The sequence below is a fragment of the Hydrosulfovibrio ferrireducens genome (genome assembly GCF_046883345.1).
Lineage (GTDB): Bacteria > Desulfobacterota > Desulfobulbia > Desulfobulbales > Desulfurivibrionaceae > Thiovibrio > Thiovibrio ferrireducens.
In genome coordinates, this window is the sequence record NZ_JALKCW010000023.1 from 1 (window position 1) to 20,501 (window position 20,501).

General features: G+C 57.0%; 15 protein-coding genes and 4 tRNA genes. 1 reads left to right on the plus strand and 18 read right to left on the minus strand.

Annotation, left to right across the window (positions count from 1 at the left end; all coding sequences use genetic code 11):
- From MWR57_RS11635 to aprB, 10 genes are all read right to left on the minus strand, one after another.
- The coding region (locus MWR57_RS11635; RefSeq protein WP_423124486.1) for a GTP-binding protein at positions 1-130 on the minus strand (130 nt) is incomplete at its 3' end.
- Positions 131-210: 80 nt separating this feature from the next.
- A tRNA-Thr gene (locus MWR57_RS11640) sits at positions 211-286 on the minus strand.
- Positions 287-359: 73 nt separating this feature from the next.
- Positions 360-435: transfer RNA gene (locus MWR57_RS11645), tRNA-Gly, on the minus strand.
- Between the two features lie 85 nt (positions 436-520).
- Positions 521-605 (minus strand) — tRNA-Tyr (locus MWR57_RS11650).
- A 70-nt stretch (positions 606-675) separates the two neighbouring features.
- Positions 676-751 (minus strand) — tRNA-Thr (locus tag MWR57_RS11655).
- A 137-nt stretch (positions 752-888) separates the two neighbouring features.
- Entirely contained in the window at positions 889-2,103 is a 1,215-nt protein-coding gene (gene qmoC / locus MWR57_RS11660; RefSeq protein WP_423124993.1) for a quinone-interacting membrane-bound oxidoreductase complex subunit QmoC, read from the minus strand.
- Between the two features lie 144 nt (positions 2,104-2,247).
- On the minus strand, positions 2,248-4,506 hold the full coding sequence (locus MWR57_RS11665; protein ID WP_423124994.1) for a hydrogenase iron-sulfur subunit: 2,259 nt from the start codon (positions 4,504-4,506) through the stop codon (positions 2,248-2,250).
- Positions 4,507-4,511: 5 nt separating this feature from the next.
- Positions 4,512-5,774 carry a CoB--CoM heterodisulfide reductase iron-sulfur subunit A family protein gene (locus tag MWR57_RS11670; protein ID WP_423124995.1) on the minus strand — a complete coding sequence of 421 codons (1,263 nt, stop codon included), beginning with the start codon at positions 5,772-5,774 and terminating at the stop codon, positions 4,512-4,514.
- A gap of 193 nt (positions 5,775-5,967) precedes the next feature.
- Positions 5,968-7,983 carry an adenylyl-sulfate reductase subunit alpha gene (gene aprA / locus MWR57_RS11675; RefSeq protein WP_423124996.1) on the minus strand — a complete coding sequence of 672 codons (2,016 nt, stop codon included), beginning with the start codon at positions 7,981-7,983 and terminating at the stop codon, positions 5,968-5,970.
- A gap of 50 nt (positions 7,984-8,033) precedes the next feature.
- Complete coding sequence (gene aprB, locus MWR57_RS11680) at positions 8,034-8,462, minus strand: adenylyl-sulfate reductase subunit beta (RefSeq protein WP_423124997.1); 429 nt, start codon at positions 8,460-8,462, stop codon at positions 8,034-8,036.
- Between the two features lie 713 nt (positions 8,463-9,175).
- On the opposite strand from aprB, the gene MWR57_RS11685 reads away from it, so the two are divergent.
- Positions 9,176-10,144 (plus strand): YkgJ family cysteine cluster protein, encoded by a 969-nt coding sequence (locus tag MWR57_RS11685; protein ID WP_423124998.1) that lies wholly within the window; start codon positions 9,176-9,178, stop codon positions 10,142-10,144.
- Here the strand turns inward: MWR57_RS11685 and MWR57_RS11690 are convergent, their stop codons facing one another.
- From MWR57_RS11690 to murG, 8 genes are all read right to left on the minus strand, one after another.
- A complete protein-coding gene (locus tag MWR57_RS11690) occupies positions 10,145-11,593 on the minus strand; it encodes a two-component system sensor histidine kinase NtrB (protein WP_423124999.1) in 1,449 nt (482 codons plus the stop codon).
- Entirely contained in the window at positions 11,586-13,322 is a 1,737-nt protein-coding gene (locus tag MWR57_RS11695; protein ID WP_423125000.1) for a radical SAM protein, read from the minus strand. The genes MWR57_RS11690 and MWR57_RS11695 overlap by 8 nt, the downstream gene beginning before the upstream one ends.
- 224 nt (positions 13,323-13,546) lie before the next feature.
- On the minus strand, positions 13,547-14,716 hold the full coding sequence (gene ftsZ / locus MWR57_RS11700; RefSeq protein WP_423125001.1) for a cell division protein FtsZ: 1,170 nt from the start codon (positions 14,714-14,716) through the stop codon (positions 13,547-13,549).
- Positions 14,717-14,782: 66 nt separating this feature from the next.
- Complete coding sequence (ftsA, locus tag MWR57_RS11705; protein WP_423125002.1) at positions 14,783-16,015, minus strand: cell division protein FtsA; 1,233 nt, start codon at positions 16,013-16,015, stop codon at positions 14,783-14,785.
- A gap of 149 nt (positions 16,016-16,164) precedes the next feature.
- On the minus strand, positions 16,165-16,983 hold the full coding sequence (locus MWR57_RS11710; RefSeq protein ID WP_423125003.1) for a cell division protein FtsQ/DivIB: 819 nt from the start codon (positions 16,981-16,983) through the stop codon (positions 16,165-16,167).
- Positions 16,984-17,013: 30 nt separating this feature from the next.
- Positions 17,014-17,940 carry a UDP-N-acetylmuramate dehydrogenase gene (murB, locus tag MWR57_RS11715; RefSeq protein ID WP_423125004.1) on the minus strand — a complete coding sequence of 309 codons (927 nt, stop codon included), beginning with the start codon at positions 17,938-17,940 and terminating at the stop codon, positions 17,014-17,016.
- A gap of 61 nt (positions 17,941-18,001) precedes the next feature.
- Positions 18,002-19,393 carry a UDP-N-acetylmuramate--L-alanine ligase gene (gene murC, locus MWR57_RS11720; RefSeq protein WP_423125005.1) on the minus strand — a complete coding sequence of 464 codons (1,392 nt, stop codon included), beginning with the start codon at positions 19,391-19,393 and terminating at the stop codon, positions 18,002-18,004.
- 26 nt (positions 19,394-19,419) lie between these two features.
- Positions 19,420-20,496: an undecaprenyldiphospho-muramoylpentapeptide beta-N-acetylglucosaminyltransferase gene (gene murG, locus MWR57_RS11725; RefSeq protein WP_423125006.1), complete on the minus strand. Its 1,077-nt coding sequence runs from the start codon at positions 20,494-20,496 to the stop codon at positions 19,420-19,422.
- Between the last annotated feature and the right edge of the window lie 5 nt (positions 20,497-20,501).

Below are 20,501 nucleotides of genomic sequence, written 5' to 3' on the forward strand. Positions count from 1 at the left end.
CCTTGGCGAAGCCCTTGGTCGCCAATACCCGGGTAATGGCCGAGGTCAGGGTGGTCTTGCCATGGTCGATGTGGCCGATCGTCCCAATATTTACATGCGGTTTCTTGCGTTCAAATTTCTCTTTTGCCATGTCCTTTCCTCCTCAGCCCGGATTTCTCAACGGTTGCGCTTAACTTCCCAACCTAATAATGCTTGAAGCTACCAAATAAATGGAGCCCACGACCGGATTCGAACCGGTGACCTCTTCCTTACCAAGGAAGTGCTCTACCTACTGAGCCACGTGGGCAACCAAACAGTCCAAACAAAAAAAGAAGCCAGTTTGCTCACCCTATCGCTGAGCCAGGTAATTGCGCCATAACTGGAGCGGGAAACGGGTCTCGAACCCGCAACCCTCAGCTTGGAAGGCTGATGCTCTACCAATTGAGCTATTCCCGCTTTCCCGTATCAGCAACCAGATGAAAAAGCAGGAATATGACGGCAACCGCTTTACTTTTTTGCCGCGTTCCCACCATGATTTCAATGGTGGAGGGGGGAGGATTCGAACCTCCGAAGGCATTGCCGACAGATTTACAGTCTGTTCCCTTTAGCCACTCGGGAACCCCTCCACAAAACCACAAGGCCGCGCAAGCGCGACCGGTTACTCGCTATATCAAACCATCGCCCGCTTCACATAAGTGGAGCTGGCGATGGGACTCGAACCCGCAACCTGCTGATTACAAATCAGCTGCTCTACCAATTGAGCTACGCCAGCTTGATAAGACGGGCAATACTAATCGCTTCATTCCGAAATATCAACTTATTTTTTAACCGGCGCAGACATTCACAGAGGCGAAAACAATCAGGCGCTCCGTCCAGAGAAAGAGCGCCTGATTGGATACTACGATTTGCTTAATCTTCGATGTTCTTGGCAAACGCACTCTCGCGGTATTTCTCAAAAGCCATGGCAAACGTCCTATATACCATATGGGCAAATTTGGAATACGGCATGTACAAGAACAGCATCAAGACAGACACCAGATGCATGTAGTAGAAAAGATACGCCAACACGGGAATCCCGATCAACCGGGCCAATTCCGCGGAAAGACCGGTTATGCCGACGGTCATGATCTTGACGATCAAAAACCAATCATAGAATGTCGGGGTAGTATTGTTTTCCTCTTCCATGTGGGCGCGGTTCATCCAAAGAATCCCCACCCCGACAATCAAGGCGATGGCGCTGATATTGGCCAGCAGCTTGAAGGGATCGGCAAGGGGAATCGGTCCATGCGTCCCTTCAATGAACATCCCAAGGATATCCTTGCGGATCATGCCATAGGTGGTAACGATGAACAGTCCGATAAAGGACAAGAGCAGGGGCAGATGCCCATTGACCCGGTTATGATTCGCTCCGCATTCCTTGAACCGTTTGTGGGCAAGGATTTCCTTGAGCGAGGGCACCAGGAACTGGGAGACAAACTGCAGGGCGGAAGGACGGAACTCGCTCTTCACCGGCAGATTGGCAGCCATGTTGTTCCACATGTTCGAAACCCCCTTGTAGGCCGCGAAAATCGCAAAGCCGAGGGCCGGAACAAAAATGGCGTCAATGAGCAAAACATTCAGGGTCAGCCCACCGATAAGGGTCGGATGATCTTTGTGGGAATCAAAAAACATGCCAAAATCAATGGCGTCGGCCGCGGGCAGGGACATGCCGCCGGACAACCACCACACCGCCAGAATTACCAAGGCAGGCAGAGCGATAATGAGCGGCAGGTTGCTGCCCTTGCTCACCAGCTTGGCAAGGCCGGAAGGAAAACCATAGTACGTATAGGCATAGGCCCGGATTGCTCCGAGAACATCACCGGGCTTGGCGCCGCGGGGACAATAGGCGGTACAGTCGCCGCACTGATGGCAAAGCATAATATCGGGGTCGGCAACCAGCTTGTCCTTCAAGCCCCACTGCGCCCAGATCATTTCCTTTCTGGGGAAGGGCTTGGTATCGCTGGACAGCGGACAGACAACCGAACAGGTGGCACATTGATAGCACTTCTTCAAGGTGTCTCCGCCGGCATTCTTCACGTACTTTATAAACTCTAAATCAGGTTCAACCCTCATTCCTTCAGCCATGATACGCCTCCAGTATTTCTCCCTCAAAATGTCAGCTCGCACTGACCCATGACTCATGCGCCAAAGCGCATCCCTTCCCGAAAATCAATCGTTCAGCAGACCGATTTGGCCTGCTGAACGAGGTTTTTCCTGACAAACCGGCCTTTAAAAACCCTTGAAGGGGTTCGGGCCGAGATCGACGATCGCTTCAACAAACTCGTTGATGATTGCATCGACCTTATTGTACTCGTTAATGGCAATCTGCCGCACCGCGCAACGCTCCGGCTCAAGCCCGAGGCTGCCCAGGGTTTCGCCGATGTTGGCCATACGTTTGTCCGCCAACTCACTGCCCTTAACAAAATGGCACTGGTAGTCGTCACCGAACTTACAGCCCAGGAGAAGCGCCCCATCCATACCGGCGGAAAGCGCATCCTTGATCCAGGCCATGTTCACCGAGCCAAGGCAACGGACAGAAACGACCCGAATCAGGGCGTTCTGCGGAAGCTTACGCATGGCCGCCATGTCCAGAGCCGGGTAGGCGTCATTTTCACAGGCAAAAACGATGACGCGCAACTTGTCCTCATCGTCGTCGGGAACTTCAATGCTCTTGACCATGGAACCGACCTGGTCAATGTTGTAGTTCTTGAAGCCGATGATCCGCTCGGGACAAGCGCCCATGCAGGTTCCGCAACGGCGGCACCGGGTGGGGTTAGGCTTGGGAGTTCCCTTCTCGTCATCGTCAAGGGCGCCGAACGGACATTCTTCCGTGCAGCGTTTGCACTGGGTGCAACGCTGGAAGAAGAACTCCGGATAGGTGCCGTCGTTGGAGCGGGGATGCACAGCCACGCCGCGATCCGCGGATTCGATGGACTGAATCGCCTTAAGCGCTGCGCCGCATGCGTCGTCAATGGTCTCTTCCATGTTCATGGCCTTGCGCACGCCGCCACAGGCATACACGCCGGTCCGGCGGGTTTCGTACGGAAAGCAGATGAAGTGAGAATCGGCATACCCGTCGAACAGCTCCAGATCAAGGAAAGCCGGGCCCTGACGATAGGCAAGATTGATGGTCGGCTTGTCGGAGGTGGTGGGAACCATGCCCGCGGCCAGAACAACCATATCCACGTTCAGGGTAACATCCTCGTTGAGCAGGGTATCTTTCAGGTGCACAGCCAGACCGTTGCCGGCTTCTTCAACCTGGGTCACGGTGGCCTTGGTCATGAAGATGCCGTCGTCGTTCTGGGCGCCCTTGTAAAACATCTCCATGTTGCCGGGGGTACGCATGTGCTGGTACAAAACATACGCCTTGCCTGCGGCATTGTCCTCGCGGACATAACGGGCCTGCTTCAGGGCAACCATGCTGGTAACCGAGTTGCAGTACGGGAAATCCTGGTCATGCTCTGCGCCACCGGGGCTCTGAACAAAGGCGACATTGGCCGGGACCTTGCCGGTCTTGGCCAATTTTTCAAATTCGGCGTTGGTGACCACGCCTTTCAGCTTGCCATACCCAAGATGGGCATACTCGGAAACATCCGCCGGATTCCAACCCGTGGCCAGAACAACCGCGCCGAAATCCTCGGCCGCGGCATCCGCACTCATATAGGGCTGCAGACCAGCGTTGGGATCTTCCATCTCGCCCTTGGAGATTTTGTCCTGCTCGTCAACGCCAACCTTTTTCGGGGCATCCCACTCGCTCTTGGTGCCAGCAGCCTTGAGGGTTACCTTGTAGGCGCCAGGAGCACCGGCGATACGGGCAACTTCCGTGGAAGCCTTGACCGTGATCCCAGCCTCGGCCTGCACGGCATCAACCATGGCCTGCACCGTGGGCTCTTCCAGATCGGTCCACGGCGCGGCGGTGGGGAACTGCTTCCGCCAGCCAAGGGCCTTGCCGCCCAACTTATCCTGGGCTTCAATGATCGTCACCGCATACCCGGCCTTGGCTGCTTCCATGGCCGCGGTCATGCCGGCAATACCGCCACCCATGACCAGGATCTTCTTGTTGATGGTCTCCAACTTGTAGGGATCAGGCACGTCACCTTTCTTCGCCTGAACACAAGCCATGCGCACATAGTCCTGCCCCTTTTCAGTGGCAAACTCCTTCACTTTCTCGGCGCTGCGTTTTTCGGAGACTTCCTCGGCACACCAAGCAGCACCTTCGCGCAAATTGGCGCGGGTAACGTACTTGTCGTCGCCGAAATTGAACTCGTCCTTCATGACCCGGGGGGAACAGGCGCAGACAACGATGGTGTTCACGCCGTCGTTGGTGATGTCATTTTCAATCAACTCACGACCGGCTTTGCTGCAAAGCGCCTCGTGGGTCTTGGCCTCCATGCCGTTCTCGCTTGCCGCCTTTGTCAGCGCCGCAACGTCGAGGGCATCTCCTATACCACAACCTGTGCAGATATATGCACCGTATTTCTTATCCATTTACCTTACCTCCTGGACGCTTGAATAGCTTTCATGGCTGCTGCCGTTGCACTCTGGGCACAGGTTACGACGTCGGCTGCCTTTTTGGCGCAACCGGCGGACACCATCCCGCCATTCGCATCGGCCAGAATAAATCCATTGCTGTCAACTGAAAGTCCAAGCGCTGCAGCCTGGGCCTTGGCCGCAGGCTCCATGCCGGTGGCCAGGATGGCCAGATCGACCGTTTCCTTGACCTTTTCACCGGTCACGGCATTTTCAGCAACCAGGGTCACGGAGCCGTCGGCTTCGGCAACAATATCCGCAACCTTGCCCTTTACCCAGGTGATATTCGCGTCAGCCATCAGCTTTTCGCGGAACTTCTCGTACTTGCCGGGAGTCCGGAGATCGATGTAGAAAACAGTGATCTTGGCGGTGGGATACTGCTCGCGGATGTAGTTGATGTGCTTCATGGAAGCCATGCAGCAGATGTAGGAGCAGTACTCCAGATGATTTTCATCGCGGGACCCGGCGCACTGTACAAAGGCAAAGCTTGCGGGCTCCTTGTTGTCGCCGGGACGGAGAATCTTGCCACCGGTGGGACCGTTGGGCGCGGCCAGACGCTCCATCATCATATTGGTGATGATGGCGTTGCTGGAGTCGTACTTGAGGTTGGTCATCTTGGTCGGGTCATAGGGATTCCAGCCCGTGGCCCAGACAATGGCGCTTACGTCGACGGTGAATTCCTTGGCTGCCATATCAAGATCAACCGCGTCATACTTGCAGGCATCCTTAACGGCCTGCAACCCGGCTGCACTGCAGGCGCTCTTGTCAAGCACATACTTCATGGGGAAAGCCATGTCGTGGGGCTTGTACACCGCCTTGCTCTTGTCCATGCCGAAGTTGAAATCATTGTCCCGCTCGTCGGGACAGGCATCGGCGCAGGCGCCGCAAGCGGTACAGTTGTTGTTGATGAAACGGGGCTTGCTCTCCAGGGTAACCTGGTAATTGCCAGGACCGCCGGACACGCTCTTGACCTCGGTCATGGTGTAGACCCGGACCCGACGATTGCTTTTGACGCGCTGAAAGTTGATCTCCAGTCCGCAACTCGGCGGACAGAGCTTCGGGAAGTATTGATTCAACTGCGCAACCCGGCCACCCAGGTACGGATTTCTCTCGATCAGAAAAACATCTTTTCCGACTTCAGCGGCTTCCAAGGCGGCCGTAAGCCCGCTTATGCCACCGCCAACGACAAGTACAGCACCTGCGGGTGCGCTGCGTTCGTCTGTCATGCCTTCCTCCATTTAAGTAAAATTATTTAGGTGTGAAAACGTGCTTTTTTGGCTCAATCGACCAAAATGGTCCTTATTTCGCCTGGCCTTCTCAGCCAAAAAAACCGGCCGCCCACCTCATAGAAAAATCTCCAGGCACCTTTGGGGTGCCTGGAGATTTCTAATTACCGTTATACCAGTTGCGTGGTGAAACTTAGATCCACGGCTCGGTCTCAACGATGTTGATGCAGTTAACCTTTTCACACTTCCACTCCTGGGTTGCAGGGTCGAAGGTGGAGTTAACAAATGCCTTCCAGTTGGCATCGTCACAGGTCGGGTAGTCAGACCGGTAGTAGAAGCCGGGGTAGCGGCTCTCTTTCCGGAACTCGATGTGACGGATGTGGGTCTCTACACACCAGATACGATGGTAGTTCTCCCAAGCGCGCATCAACTCATGCAGATCGCCGGCAGCCATCAGCTCGGCATCTTCACGCAGCATGCGGAGAAGATCGAGGCAGATGTTCAGCAGCTTGCCAGAGGTCATGTAGTAGGTTGCAACACCGCCGCCGTACTCATCGGTGGCCTTCATCAGGCGCATCATGATACCGGCAGGCTTGCAGTAGTTGGGGTTAACGTCGGCAGCGGTGGAAGCGCCAACGTGCTGGAGGTAACGCTTAACCGGTGCGTATACTTCGTCAGCGTACTCCTGAGCGGACTTCGGCAGCTCGGGCTTGAAGGAAGCATTGTCACGGCAGAACTTAACCATCTGCTTGGCAACGATACGACCCTCGGCATGAGAACCGGAGGAGAACTTATGACCGGATGCGCCAACGCCGTCGCCTGCGGTGAACAGACCGTCAACGGTGGTCATGCGGTTGTAGCCCCACTTGTACTGATGGCTACGGGGACCGTCAACAGTCGGAACCCAAGCCTCGTCCGGACCGGAGGTCCAGATGCCGCAACAACCGGAGTGAGAACCGAGCATGTACGGTTCGGTCGGCATGATCTCGGAACCAACCTTCTCGGGCTCGATGTTCGCACCGGCCCAGAGACCAGCCTGACCAACGGACATGTCGAGGAAGTCTTCCCAAGCCTCGGACTCGAGGTGCTTCCAGTACTTCTTCACTTCCTTCTCGTCGAGGCCAGCAGCCTTCTTCGCCTCGAGGAACGCGTTCAGCGCTACGTCGGTAGCCATGTAGATCGGGCCGCGGCCAGCCTTCAGCTCGTTGAGCATCAGGTGGTTACGCAGACAGGTCGGGGTTACGGCAGAAGCGCCGTACGGCATGAACTTCTCGAGCTCACCCTTCACTGCATCGCTGTTGGCGTAGAACTCGCCCAGGCCGTTCTGTACTTTGGCCTTGAAGAGAAGGAACCATGCACCAACCGGTCCGTAGCCATCTTTGAAACGAGCGGGCGTGAAGCGGTTTTCCATCATGGTCAGGGTGGCGCCAACCTGTGCACACATTGTGTAGGTGGAACCAGCATTCCATACGGGGTACCAGGCGCGACCCTTACCCTCACCGGTGGACCGGGGACGGAAGATGTTTACTGCGCCGCCGCATGCACACAGAGCGGTCTTGCAACGGAAAACGTGAACCTTGTTCTCGCGGGTGGAAAAACCAACAGCGCCAGCGATCTGGTTTGCTTTGTTCTTGTCAAGGATCAGCTTAACAATGAACACGCGCTCCATGATGTTCTCGTCGCCGAGAGCGGTTTTGGCGGGCTCAGCAACGATGCACTTGTAGGACTCACCGTTGATCATGATCTGCCACTTACCGGTACGAACCGGCTTGCCGCCTTCGGTCAACTTCGGAGCCGGCTGTGCGCCGTCGAGGTTGTTGCCGTTGGCATCGAGCTTCCAAACGGGCAGGCCCCACTCTTCGAAAAGATGTACGGAATCGTCAACGTGACGGCCCAGATCGTAGATCAGGTCTTCACGAACAACGCCCATGAGATCGTTACGAACCATTTTTACATAGTTCTCGATCTTGTTGTCGCCAATGTAGGTGTTGATGGCGGAAAGGCCCTGGGCAACAGCGCCGGAACGCTCCATGGATGCCTTGTCCACCAGCTTGATCTTCATGTCGGCGGGTGCCCATTTCTTGATCTCGAAAGCAGTACCGCATGCGGCCATACCACCACCGATGATCAGAACGTCTACATCGTGCTCGACAACCTCAGGGTTGGCAACGGCGGGCAACTCACCCAGCGGCTTATTAGGTAACGCCATAGTAAATCTCCTTAAGAAATTGTATTAATTCAGTTGATTATCCAAAAAACTTACTTGGCAAGCATGGTCGGCGCGGGCAACTGCTTCTCGGTGGAGAGCAACTCGTCGTCCAGGTTCGTGCATTTCAGCGCCGGATATGCATTGGCAGCACCCTCAGCGGTGGTCCGCACGGGGAACTTGAAACGCTTCATGTTGCCGTTACGAAACTTAACGGTCCACATGATGGAATCGGAACTCCGCATCGGATGCACCTGACCACCCATGGGCACGAAGTCGTTGTAGCCACGAACGGCAATGGCGCCCTGCGGACAGATCTTTACACAGGAGTAACACTCCCAGCATGCATCGGGCTCCTGATTGTACGCCCGCATCTCCTCTTTGTTCAAGACCATCAGGTCATTGGGGCAGATGTACATGCAGGCAGTTTTGTCACCACCCTTGCAGCCGTCACATTTAGAAGGATCTACGTAACTTGGCATTCACTAACCTCCTCACTTGGATTGAATTTTCCGAACTCCGATTGTACGAAATTCGCGTTTACCTTATCAAGGACAGCCGCCCTGGCTCAAGCCGGCCCGAAGCACGTGCCTTCGAAGACAGACCTTCACCCTCTTGACTATCTGGACTACCGAACCGCATTTCGGAAAGGCTCTGGAGCTTTCCCTGCCGCGCACACAAACGGCTAATTTCACGTATTTTTTCCACTGGTTTGCATAAAACTGAAGAGCGACTCATTTTTTAGAACATTGGTCTGTATAATTTCTCACCTGATAAAAGTCAAGAAAAAAACATTGCCCGCACCCTCCTCCGCGGAGCCCGCGGGCGCGATCTCTTTCGCCCCTGTTTTCCTATTTCCCGGTCGGGATTCTTCACCAGCACCTTGCCTTTTCGCAGAGCGTATGAGGGCAAGGCACTCTTTGCGAGGCGCTTTGAAAATGCCATTCTCCCAAGCTTTCCAGGCCTCTTCTTTCCCCGCAAGAAATGAATTTGACAGAGAGCGTTCCCGTGGTTACTGTGTTGCCAAAATCGACCCGGACATCGTCACGCTGTGTCGATATGCCGGGCAAAAACCGCAGAAAGAACCGGAGGGATTTCCCTTCCGTAAGCCAAGGCTCCATGCTTGCAGCATCCAGACTTCTTCGATGTGCTCGCCTTTTCTGCCTTAACAATACATTCCGTGAAGGTCCTTACCATGAGCAAGTCACAACAGACGCCGCAATCCGCCCCTTTTAGCAAGTCCCTGTTCGGTTCGGACAACAACCCCAGCAATATCATGCCTGCCAAGCTCACGGCCGACAGCACCCTGAAATTTCGCTGCCATCCCGGAGTTTCCTGCTTTACCAATTGCTGCGGCAATATCAATATCATTTTGACCCCGTATGATATTCTGCGCATCAGACGGCCTTTAAACCTGACCGCCGATGAATTTCTCCTGCGCTTCACCACCCCCGTATACCTTGAGAAGACGGATCTCCCCGGGGTAAAGATCCATCTCGACGAGAATGGCCGCTGCCCTTTTGTTACGGAGGAAGGCTGCACCATCTATCCGTACAGGCCGACGACCTGCCGCTATTATCCGGTGGGAATGTCTTACTTTCACGCGGCCGGCAACGAGGGAACAGCGGCAGAGGAATTCTACTTCCTCGTCAAGGAGCCCTATTGCAAGGGGCACGAAGAGCCGAAGGAGCAAACCATCCGCGAGTGGCGGATTGACCAGGGGATTGACGAATCAGACGAGATGAACCGGGAATGGATGGAAATCGTCATGCGCCGCAAGTCGTTCGGCCTGCAGGCAACCTTGAGCGAGCCGGCCCAGAAGATGTTTTTCATGGCCAGCACCGATCTTGATAAATTCAGGGATTTTGTTTTCAACAGCTCCTTTCTGGAGACCTATGATGTCGACGAGGAAACCCTGGCGAAAATCAAAACAGACGATATCGCCCTCATGAAGTTTTCCTGCAAATATTTGGCCTCTTCCATCTTCGGCACCAAGGATCTGGCCATAAAGGCGGAAAAGGTCAAGGAACGGGTGGAGAAGAACAAAGCCAACCAAGGCGAGGTGGAAAAACAGGCCATGGAAACCTACGAAGAGCTTCGCCGCGACCATGAGCTGCTCAAGAAGAAAATCGAAACGCAGAAAAAAGTTGAAAAGAAAAGCTGATCACCCAACGGGGAGGGCAATCGCAAAGGTGGTTCCCTCCCCTTCCTTGCTGTCCACGGTTATTGTTCCCTGGTGGCTGTCGACGATGTTTTTGGCGATGGCCAGACCAAGCCCGGTACCCCGGTTTTTGTCCGTATAAAACGGGGTAAAGATATGGCCCTGTTTTTCCAGGGACATCCCCTCCCCGGTATCGGTGACAATCAGCAGCGCCATGCCCGTTGCCTTCTCATATCTCGTTTCCACCGAAAGTTTTCCTCCTTCCGGCATTGCCTGCACACTGTTGACCAGAATATTGAGACAGGCTCTGTACATCAGTCCCTGATCCAAGGAAATCCGCGGTATATTTTCACTCAACGCGGTTTTCAGAACAATGTTCCGCTGCTCCAGCTCCGGCGCCATAAATCTAAGCAGCTTATCGAAAAGCTCATTCACCGAGGCCGACGCCATTTTCGGCTCCTGGGGCCGGGCAAAATCCAGAAATTCGCGCACGATTCCGTCAAGCCTGCCTGTTTCCTCCACGATAATCTCAGCCAAGTGTTCATTGCCCGGCGCCACGCTCTTGAGGCGTTTCCCCAAGATATCCGCGGTACTGCGGACAATGCCCAGCGGATTTTTAATCTCATGGGAAACCGAGGCCACCATCTTACCGAGGGTGGCAAGCCTCTGACTTTGGTGCAGTTGCTGCTCAAGACGGCGACGTTCTTCGGCCCGCGCCTCGATGATCCGGTCCGCCCGCGCGACAATAAACCCGAGCACCACAAACAGCGCCGACATGATCAGCATGGAGGTGAGGATGATGGTGCCCTGCAATTTGGTGATCGCCACCACATCCTCCGAGAGATCCTGAACAACCTCGATAACCCCCATGATCACGTCCCGTTTCTGGTTATTGACCTGGTACTGCCGAAAGGGAATGAAGGTGCTCAATTGCGAGGAAATGGGCTGCGCGCCGGGAAGCAGGTTTAGCAGGGTGCCGGTGGAACGGACAACGGAATTGTTGTTGCCGGCCAGGGCCTTGCGGTACTCTATCCCGCCTTCTCCGGTGCGGCCGATGCGGGAGGCCATCGTACTGTAGGATATGATGTTTTCCTTGGAATCGAAAATGGTAACCGCCTGAATCCGCATGCCGTGCGTGGCATTGCGCACAACGGCATCAAGCCGGGCAAACTGTTCGGGCTTGCGCAGGGCAATCTTTCCATAACGCACCACCGTGGGCAGGACAAATTGCTGGAACACCTGGTGGCTGAGGTTTTCGGCAACAACAAAGGCGTACGCCTCGCTCCGCTCAAGAAGAACCTTTTTGGCGTGATTTGAAATGATCCAGGAAAGGACCAGGGTGAAAAGGAGAAAAACCGCAAAGCCGGTATAGGAAAAAAACTTGACCAGCCGAAACGGTTTCAGACTGGCGATACTGGCCGCGTCGTCCTGCGTTTTTTTCCCTTCAATCATGACACACCCCACATCGCCTGCACTGTGATGTGTCACAGGCAATCGTTGATTTTTCTTCCAGCGCCTTCCGGTATTCAGCCCAGAGATACTGCCGGTTAATCCCATGGTCGATGATCTCCCAGGGGAAAATCTCCTCCTGGCCGCGCTGGCGCATGGCATACGCTTCCGGTTCTATGCCGCACCCCTGCATGGTCTGCCGCCAGTTTTGCCGTCCCTGGAGCATGGCATACAATGCCATGCCGACCCTACGGTCTCCCCGGGCCAGCACGGCCTGATAAAAAGCATTGCCGGGTTGATCGACAACCAAGCGGGTATTGGCCATCCCCGTTACACCCTTGCGCAGGAATTTTATGCTGTTTTTAAGCGTTGTCAATGGGGCAAAGCCATGAAACTGGAAGGGGGTCCAGGCTTTAGGCACAAAGCTGTTGACGCTGAGGGTTATATTGCCCATGCGCCCCGTCTCCCGCCCTACCCCGAGCAAGGTTTTTCTCACCTTGTCCGTCAGGTGCAACAATTCCACCAAATCGTCCTCGGTTTCCGTTGGCAGGCCGATCATGAAATAGAGCTTGAGATGATTGATCCCGGCCCTGGCCAGGGCCTCGGCCGCACACAACACATCCTGCTCGCTGATCCCTTTATTGATGACCCTCCGGAGCCTTTCCGAACCGCCGTCCGGCGCGATGGCCGCGCTTTTCAGCCTGCTTTGCGCAAGCAGGCCGCAGAGTTCGTTGCTGATCGCATCAGCCCGCAAGGAGGAAAACGACAGGGTGCAGCCTTCGCGCAACAAGTACTCGGCGATCCGGGCGAGGTCCTCGCCCCGCGCCATCTCCATCCCCAACAGACCCACCCGCTGTATCTCCTTGGGCCGCTCGGCCAGACCGGCAAGGATGCTTTCCGCTTGCCAGAGGCGGGGCGGGCGATACACGAATCCCGCCGCGCAGAACCGGCACCCGCGACTGCAGCCGCGGCCAAGTTCGGTGAGGAACAGGTTTGCGAATTCGGCCTCCGGGCTCAAGAGCTTCGAGTGCCCGGCCACCCGGGATTGCGCAAGCACCACCCGCCGCACCCGGGCCGGCGCTTCCGAGTCGGCCTCGATACCGGCCAGGATGCCGTCCTCTCCGTATCGCATGGCATAGAAGCGCGGAACATAACAGCCGCTGAACTCCCGGACGATTCCCCTGAGCAGCGCTTCCGGCTCTTCCGCGCTCAGATGGTCGGCAAGATGGGCCATGAGTTGCGGGAGAATCGGCTCCGCTTCCCCGACCACAAAGAGATCCACAAAGGGGGCCAAGGGTTCCGGGTTGATAAAGGAGGCAACGCCGCCGCCGATGACAAGGGGCTGGCCAGGCCGGTACCTGCTGGTGGTTGCACTGCGCCTTTCGGCCAGAGGTTCAATGCCGCCGGCCGAAAACAAGGCCAGCAGATTGAAGAAGTCCTGTTCGAAGCTGAGGGAACAGAGGATGACAGGAAAATCGCGGAGGGGGCGTCCCGATTCCAGGGAAACCGGGGGCTGATTGTCCTGATAAAAAAAACGCTCGCACACAAAGCCAGGCAGGCTGTTTACCAGGGCATAGACGAGCTGAAAACCCAGGTTGGAATTGCCCAGGCCGTACCGGTTTGGAAAGATGAGGGCAACCGGCAGCAACCCTTTCCATTTTTTGCGCTGCGTCCCTTTTTCGCTGGCAAGGAAATCATCGGATGCAGGCTGGCGCTGGCGCATAGGGTCCATATCGAATCTGCCGGAAAGCAGCGGAAACTCCGGCAGCGGTTAAAAGCGGGCAGCCACTGCGCACCGCTTTGTCTTGATTTTCCTACATGACACAGTCGATTATGCAAAAACAGCACGGCGCCACGCTGCAAAGACGCAAGCTCACGCGAGCAACTCTTTGTTTTGTGCAAACAATTCGTCGCGCCTTTGCGTCTTCGCGTTGTTTCTTTCGCTGCTACACTTTTCTAACTTTCATTCCTGCGCAAGAAGGTCGGACGGTCGTAGTCCTGCTCGTTTAAAATATTGTTGGCATAGGATCTCTGTATGCCGTTGGCCACGGCGCGGCCTGCGGCCATGCCTTGCTCCCCTTTTCTAAACGGCAGCGGCTGCGCGGCGGGCTCCCGCTTTTTGGGCATGAGCTGCACCTTGTCCGGCAGCTCCTCGATCTCCTCCACGGTATCGCGGATACCGGTGGCAATAACCGTTACCTGCAGCTCATCGCCCAGATTCTCGTCAAAGATGACGCCCAGGATGATATTGGCATCCTCGTGCACTTCCTGGTAAATCTTGGTGGTGGCCTCGGTCACCTCGGGCATGGTCAGGGTCTCCCGGCTGGCGGAGATATTGACCAAAACCCCCCTGGCGCCGTCGATGCTGATATCTTGCAAGAGCGGGCTGTTGATCGCCATGTTCACCGCTTCCACGGCCCGGTTTTCGCCCACCCCGTAACCGGAGCCCATGAGGGCCTGGCCCATCTCGTTCATGATCGCCCGCACGTCGGCAAAGTCGGGGTTGATGTAGCCGGGCAGGTTGATCAGGTCGGTGATGCCTTTGACCGCCTGCACCAGGACATCGTCGGCCATCTTCATCCCGTCGATGAAACGGGTTCCCTTCTGGCTCAGGGAGATGAGCCGGTCATTGGGAATGGTGATGATGGTGTCCACATGCTCTTTCAGGTTCTTCCAGCCGAGCTCGGCATTTTTCATCCGGGCCCTGCCCTCGAAGGCAAAGGGCTTGGTCACGACACCCACGGTCAACGCGCCCAGCTCCTTGGCTATCCGGGCCACCACCGGCGCGGCCCCGGTGCCGGTGCCGCCGCCCAGCCCGCAGGTGACAAAAACCATGTCGCAGTCCTTCAACTGCTTTCGTATTTCGTCGATGGACTCCTCCGCCGCTTCCCGGCCCCTTTCAGGGTTGGCGCCGGCCCCCAGTCCCTTGGCGACATTCTTGCCAAGCTGCAGCCGGACATCGGCCTTGGATTTTTCCAGATCCTGGATATCGGTGTTGCCGGCGATGAATTCCACCCCGAGGATATTGCTATCCACCATGGTGTTGACCGCATTGCCCCCGCCGCCACCAACGCCAAAAACCCTGATCTTTGCCCGTGATTCTGTTTCCGCGAATTTAAAAGTCATATCCTGCTCTCCCTGTTCAAGGTCATTGACCTGCTCCCAACATCGCCTGGCGCCTGATGAGCGTGTTTACACTATCCCCTTAAACCAGTCCTTCATCCGACCGGTAAATCTCCCTACCATTCCCCCCTTGGGCCGTTTGAATCTTTCCCCCGGCCCATTCTTCATGCCATAGACAACCAGACCAACGCCGGTTGCCCACTGCGGCGTGCCCACCACATCCACTACCCCGCCGATATTTTCCGGACGGCCGATGCGGACCGGCAGGTCAAAAATCTGCTCCGCCAGCTCTTCCATGTTGTCCAGCAGGCACGAGCCCCCGGTCAGTACCATGCCGGCGTTGATCATTTCCTTGTGCTTGGAATCGAGCAGTTCCTGGTTGATCAGGGTGAGCATCTCCTCAACCCGGGGTTCGAGGATCTCTCCCATGACCCTGCGGGAAAGCTTTCGATTCTTTCTCCCCCCAACGCTGGGAACCTCGATGACCTGATCCTTGTCGATGAGCGAGGCCAGGGCGCAGCCGTACTCCTCCTTGAGCCTTTCCGCCTCCTTCTGCGGGGTGCGCAGGCCGATGGACAGATCGTTGGTCAGGTTCTGGCCGCCCAATCCCAAAACAAAAGTATGCTTGATGGTCCCGTCGGCAAAGATCGCCAGATCGGCGGTGCCGCCGCCGATGTCCAGCAGCCCGACCCCCAGCTCCATTTCTTCCCGGGTCAGGACCGCGCCCGCCGAGGCCAGAGGCTCGAGCACCACATCCGTCACCTGTAAGCCGGCGCGGTTGCAGCATTTAACAATGTTATGCACCGCGGTTGCCGAACCGGTCACAATATGCACATCCGCTTCGAGGCGGACGCCGGTCATGCCGATGGGGTCCTGGATATCGGCCTGGCCGTCAACCATGAACTCTTGGGGCAGCACATGGATTACCTCCTGGTCCGGCGGAATGGGCACGGCCCGGGCCGCATCCACCACCCGGTCGATGTCGTCCTGTCTGATCTCGTTATGCTTGATGGCGATCAAGCCGTGGCTGTTGAAGCTCTTGATGTGGCTGCCGGCAATGCCCACATACACCGAACCGATCTCGCAGCCGGCCATGCGTTCCGCCTCTTCCACCGCCTGCCGGATCGAGTGCACGGTGCTCTCGATATTGACCACCACCCCGCGGCGCAGTCCCACCGAGGGGTGCCTGCCTATGCCGATGATATCAATCCGGGTGTCATGGACCTCGCCGACCACCACGCAGATCTTGGTGGTGCCGATATCCAGCCCGACAATTAGATCGCCACGTTCTTCATGTGCCATTTGTTCACCTTTAGTCGATTCCGCGACACGTCACGCCACCGACGGTTATCACAATCCCACCCTTTGCTTCTTTGCTGCCGACCGGTGCCCGTTCCCGCCGGACATGCTTTCATGCCCCTGCGCGAAGGTCGGATGAGATGGTTACCACCTCATCCCGCCTCGTCAAAACCCACCAGCACCTGATTGCGCCCATAGTCCATCCTGACATAGGCGGCTTTTTCAAACTCCTTGCTCTTGTACAACTTGTACAGCACCTTGGTCAGCCAGTAATATTTGGTCCCCACATTGCCTGTTCCCAGATCGATGGGAAAAGGCCGGTCCACCAGATAGAGGATGATATTTTCGTCCCCGTCCACGTGGAGTTCCGAGATATTCTGCTTCGGCAGAATGGAACTCCCCTGCCCCGCGTATTTGATGAACTGCAGGGCCGCGCCCAGTTGCGAATCCTTGAGGTTTCTCGGCCATTCCTCCCTTTTCATCCCGGTGATGATGGGATAATCCATATCCTCGGGCGGCAGCACCTGGGCAAAGGCTACGCCGTTCTGGTCAAGATAGAACAACCCGTTGTCGAGGCTGGCAATGGCCACCGGCAACCGCTCTTTGACAACAATGGTCAAACGGTTGGGCCAGTCCCTTGCAATCTCCACCGACTCGACCCATTCATGGGCCTCGATCCCAGCCTTCACCCGCTTGATGTCCAAGGCCAGCAGATTGCTGTGCACATCCACCCCACTCATCTCAAGGATGAGATTCTTGGTGGTCCTCCGGCACCCCTCAATGTTGGTGGCGGTTATCTGGAAAAAATCCGCCCGCCCCAAGGCTTTATAAACAATAAAGCCGACCGCGCCAAAGCCTGCCACCAGCAGCAGAAAACCAACCCCGAGAATGGCCAGTTTTTTCCTGAGATCCAGGCTCCGGCTTTTTCTGCCGCTCCCGTAACGCTGCTGTATGGACTTTTCCTTTCGCAAAACCGTTTGTGCCCTTTTGGTCTGTATCGCTTACAGAATATGCACTTCCGGCTCCAACCACACACCGAATCGCGCTGCCACCTTTTCCTGCACCAACTGCATCAGGCCGAGAAAATCCTGGGCCGTGGCAGAACCGGTATTCACCAGAAAATTAGCATGCACCTCGGAAACCTCGGCGCCACCCACCCGAACGCCCTTGAGTCCCGCATCCTGGATGAGTTTTCCGGCGGCGGGCAAGCCTGCCGGATTTTTAAAAAACGACCCGGCATTGGCCAACCCCTGGGGCTGCTTGCCTTTCCGGTCGCCCATCAACCGGGCGCATCGTGCCTCAATCTCCTGCCGATCACCGGCCAGCAGCAAAAACTCCGCGGCCGCCACGAGCATCCCTTCTGTTTCCAGGTGCCGATATGAAAGACACAGACCGGATTTTTCCCGTTCCACACACTCCCCGGACTGGGCCAAAAACGTTACCGAGGACAACGGTTCTCCCATCTCCTTGCCCCAGGCGCCGGCATTCATGACCACCGCCCCGCCCACCGAGCCCGGAATACCCGCGGCAAACTCCAGCCCCTGCAATCCCTGCCCGGTGCACCAGTTGACCAGCTTCATCAGGCTGCAACCAGCCTCAACCCGGACCAGAAACTCTCCGGGCTTTTCCCCGGCCCGCTGCGCAATGGTTGCGAACTTCCGGCCCAGCATGACAATGACCCCGTCATAGCCTGCATCGGCAACAAGGAGATTGCTGCCCCGGCCAATCACCCTCCAGCAAACCCCGAGTCGCGCCAGCACAGCGATGAGGCTTTGCAACTCTTCCCGGCTGGCGGGCATGGCGATGGCCCTGGCCGGACCGCCCACCTGCAGGGTGCACCAGCGGGCCATGGGGCTGTCCCATTCGATCTCCCCGGGCCACCGCGCACGCAGTTGCTCCGACCACCCCTTGTCTACCCCTTTTTTCATCGGCCTCTGTTCCAATAATTGCAACCCCGTCCTTGCCGGACGCCGTTGCAAACCACAGACCTTAGCAGGCAGCATGCGCCTGCTCCATTTTCCGGAGAAGTTCCTCGCCGGCCTGGTGGATATTTCCGGCCCCCAAGGTCAAGACTATATCTTCCGGCTGCACCATGGCCAGCACCGTGCGCGGCAGGGACCCGACATCCGCGACAAAATGAGCATTTTTCTGGCCGTGCAGCTTGATCTCCTGCAACAGCGCCGAGCCGCTTATTCCCTCGATGGGGGTCTCGCTGGCCGCATATATTTCCGTCAGCAGCAGGACATCCGCCTCGTGGAAGGCAGTGCTGAATTCCTTGAACAATCCGGCTGTGCGTGTGTAACGATGGGGCTGGAACATGACGATGAGCCGCTTTCTCGGCCAGGCCGAGCGCATGGCTGCCAGGGTCGCCCTGATTTCCGTGGGATGGTGGCCATAATCATCAATGACCATGACCCCATCGACCTCTCCCTTGATCTGCAAGCGCCGCTGGACACCGCTGAATGTCTTCAGGGCGTTCTGAATGACCGCAAAGGGAATCTCCAGCTCCAGGGCCACGGTTATAGCGGCCAGGGCGTTATAGACATTATGCAGCCCCGGAACATTGAGGGTTATCTCCCCCAGCACCTCCGTATTCCGGCAGACCTCGAACACCGAGGTCAAGCCCTGGGCCGTCACGGCCCTGGCGTGGACATCGGCCTGACTGGTCAGGCCGTAGGTGATCACCCTTTTCCTGATCTGGGCCAGGATCGAGGCAACATTGGCATCATCCAGACAGACAACCGCGGCCCCGTAAAAGGGGAGCTTTTCGATGAATTCCAGGAAGGCGCCCTTGATCTCCTCGATATCCCGGTAATGGTCCAGATGCTCCAGGTCGATATTGGTCACGATTTCAAGCACCGGGGACAATTTCAGGAAAGAGCCGTCGGACTCGTCCGCCTCGGCAACCAGAAATTCCCCCTCGCCCAGCTTGGCGTTGGTGCCCAGGCTGTTCACCTTGCCGCCGATCACCACCGTGGGATCAAGGCCTGCCTCGGCCATCAGCCAGCCGACCATGGAGGTGGTGGTGGTCTTGCCGTGGCTGCCGGCCACGCCGATGCCGTACTTTTTAAGACGCATGAGCTCGGCCAGCATCTCCGCCCTGGGGATGACCGGGATATGCGCGGCCCGGGCCGCCTGCACTTCCGGGTTATTCTCCCGCACCGCCGAGGAAATCACCACCACATCCGCCCCGGCAATCCATTGCCCCTGATGCCCGGTGTGGACCGTGCCGCCCAGATCGGCCAGCCGCCTGGTTATCTCGGTTTCCCGCAGGTCCGAACCGCTCACGGTGTAGCCGAGGTTCAGGAGCAGCTCGGCGATGCCGCTCATGCCGATACCGCCGATGCCCACGAAATGGATATGTTGCGTTTTCTTATACATGGACCTTTGTCCTTAATCCGCGCCGCTCAAGCGGCCAACAACGCTATGCTTTTTTCCACAATGGCGGCTGTCGCCTCCGGCCGAGCAAATTCCTTCATCCGCGTTGCCATGGACTGCAGCCGGGGCACATCGTTCAACAGCCCCCATATCGCCTCCCGCAGCTTCGGGCCATCGAGGTCCCGCTCCTGAAACATCAGGGCGGCCCCGCCAGCCACCAGAAACGCCGCATTGGTCGTCTGGTGATCATCGGCCGCATACGGAAAGGGGATCAAAATCGCCGGCCTGCCCAGCACCGCCAGCTCCGCCAGGGTGGTCGCCCCGGCCCGGGAGACAACCAGGTCCGCATCCCGATAGGCCGCCGCCATATCGCTGATAAAGGAAGAGACTTGGGCCGTGACCCCTGCCGCAGCGTAAGCCTTGCGCACCCACTCTTCATCGCTGTTTCCCGTCTGGTGCCGGATCTGAACCGGCTCCCCGGACTGGTTCTGGGCAAAGGCCTCCACCATCAGGGAATTGACCCGGTGCGCGCCCTGACTGCCTCCCAAAACCAGCACCGTCTTGCTTGCAACCTGATCCTTCCGCCGGCCGGCCTCCTGGAGCAGTTCCGCCCGCACCGGATTGCCGGTCAGCACCGCCTTGCCCCGGGGGAAAAAATCCTCGGAGCCGGGGATGGAAATATATACCTGGTCGACGATTTTTCCAAGCATCCTGTTGGCCATTCCCGGAATTGAATTCTGCTCATGGATGCAGGTTTTCACCCCCAGGAGCCGTGCCGCCAGCACCACCGGTCCGGTCACGTAGCCGCCCACCCCCAAAACCAACTGCGGCTTGAAGGCGCGGACCAGTCGCAACGCCTGCCAAAGGCTGATGGGAAGCTGGGCCATGCTCTTGACTGTCCCCAAAAGCGATTTCCCCTTCAAGGGCAGGCAAACGATTGATTTCTTCTCAAAGGCGCGGTCAGCCAGGGTCTTGTTGTCTATGGCCCGGTCCGTGCTGACAAAAAGGATCTTGCCTTGGGGAAACCGGCGCAGCATCTCTTCGGCCACGGCAATGCCGGGAAAAAGATGCCCTCCTGTTCCGCCTCCGGTCACGATCATCCGCATGGACA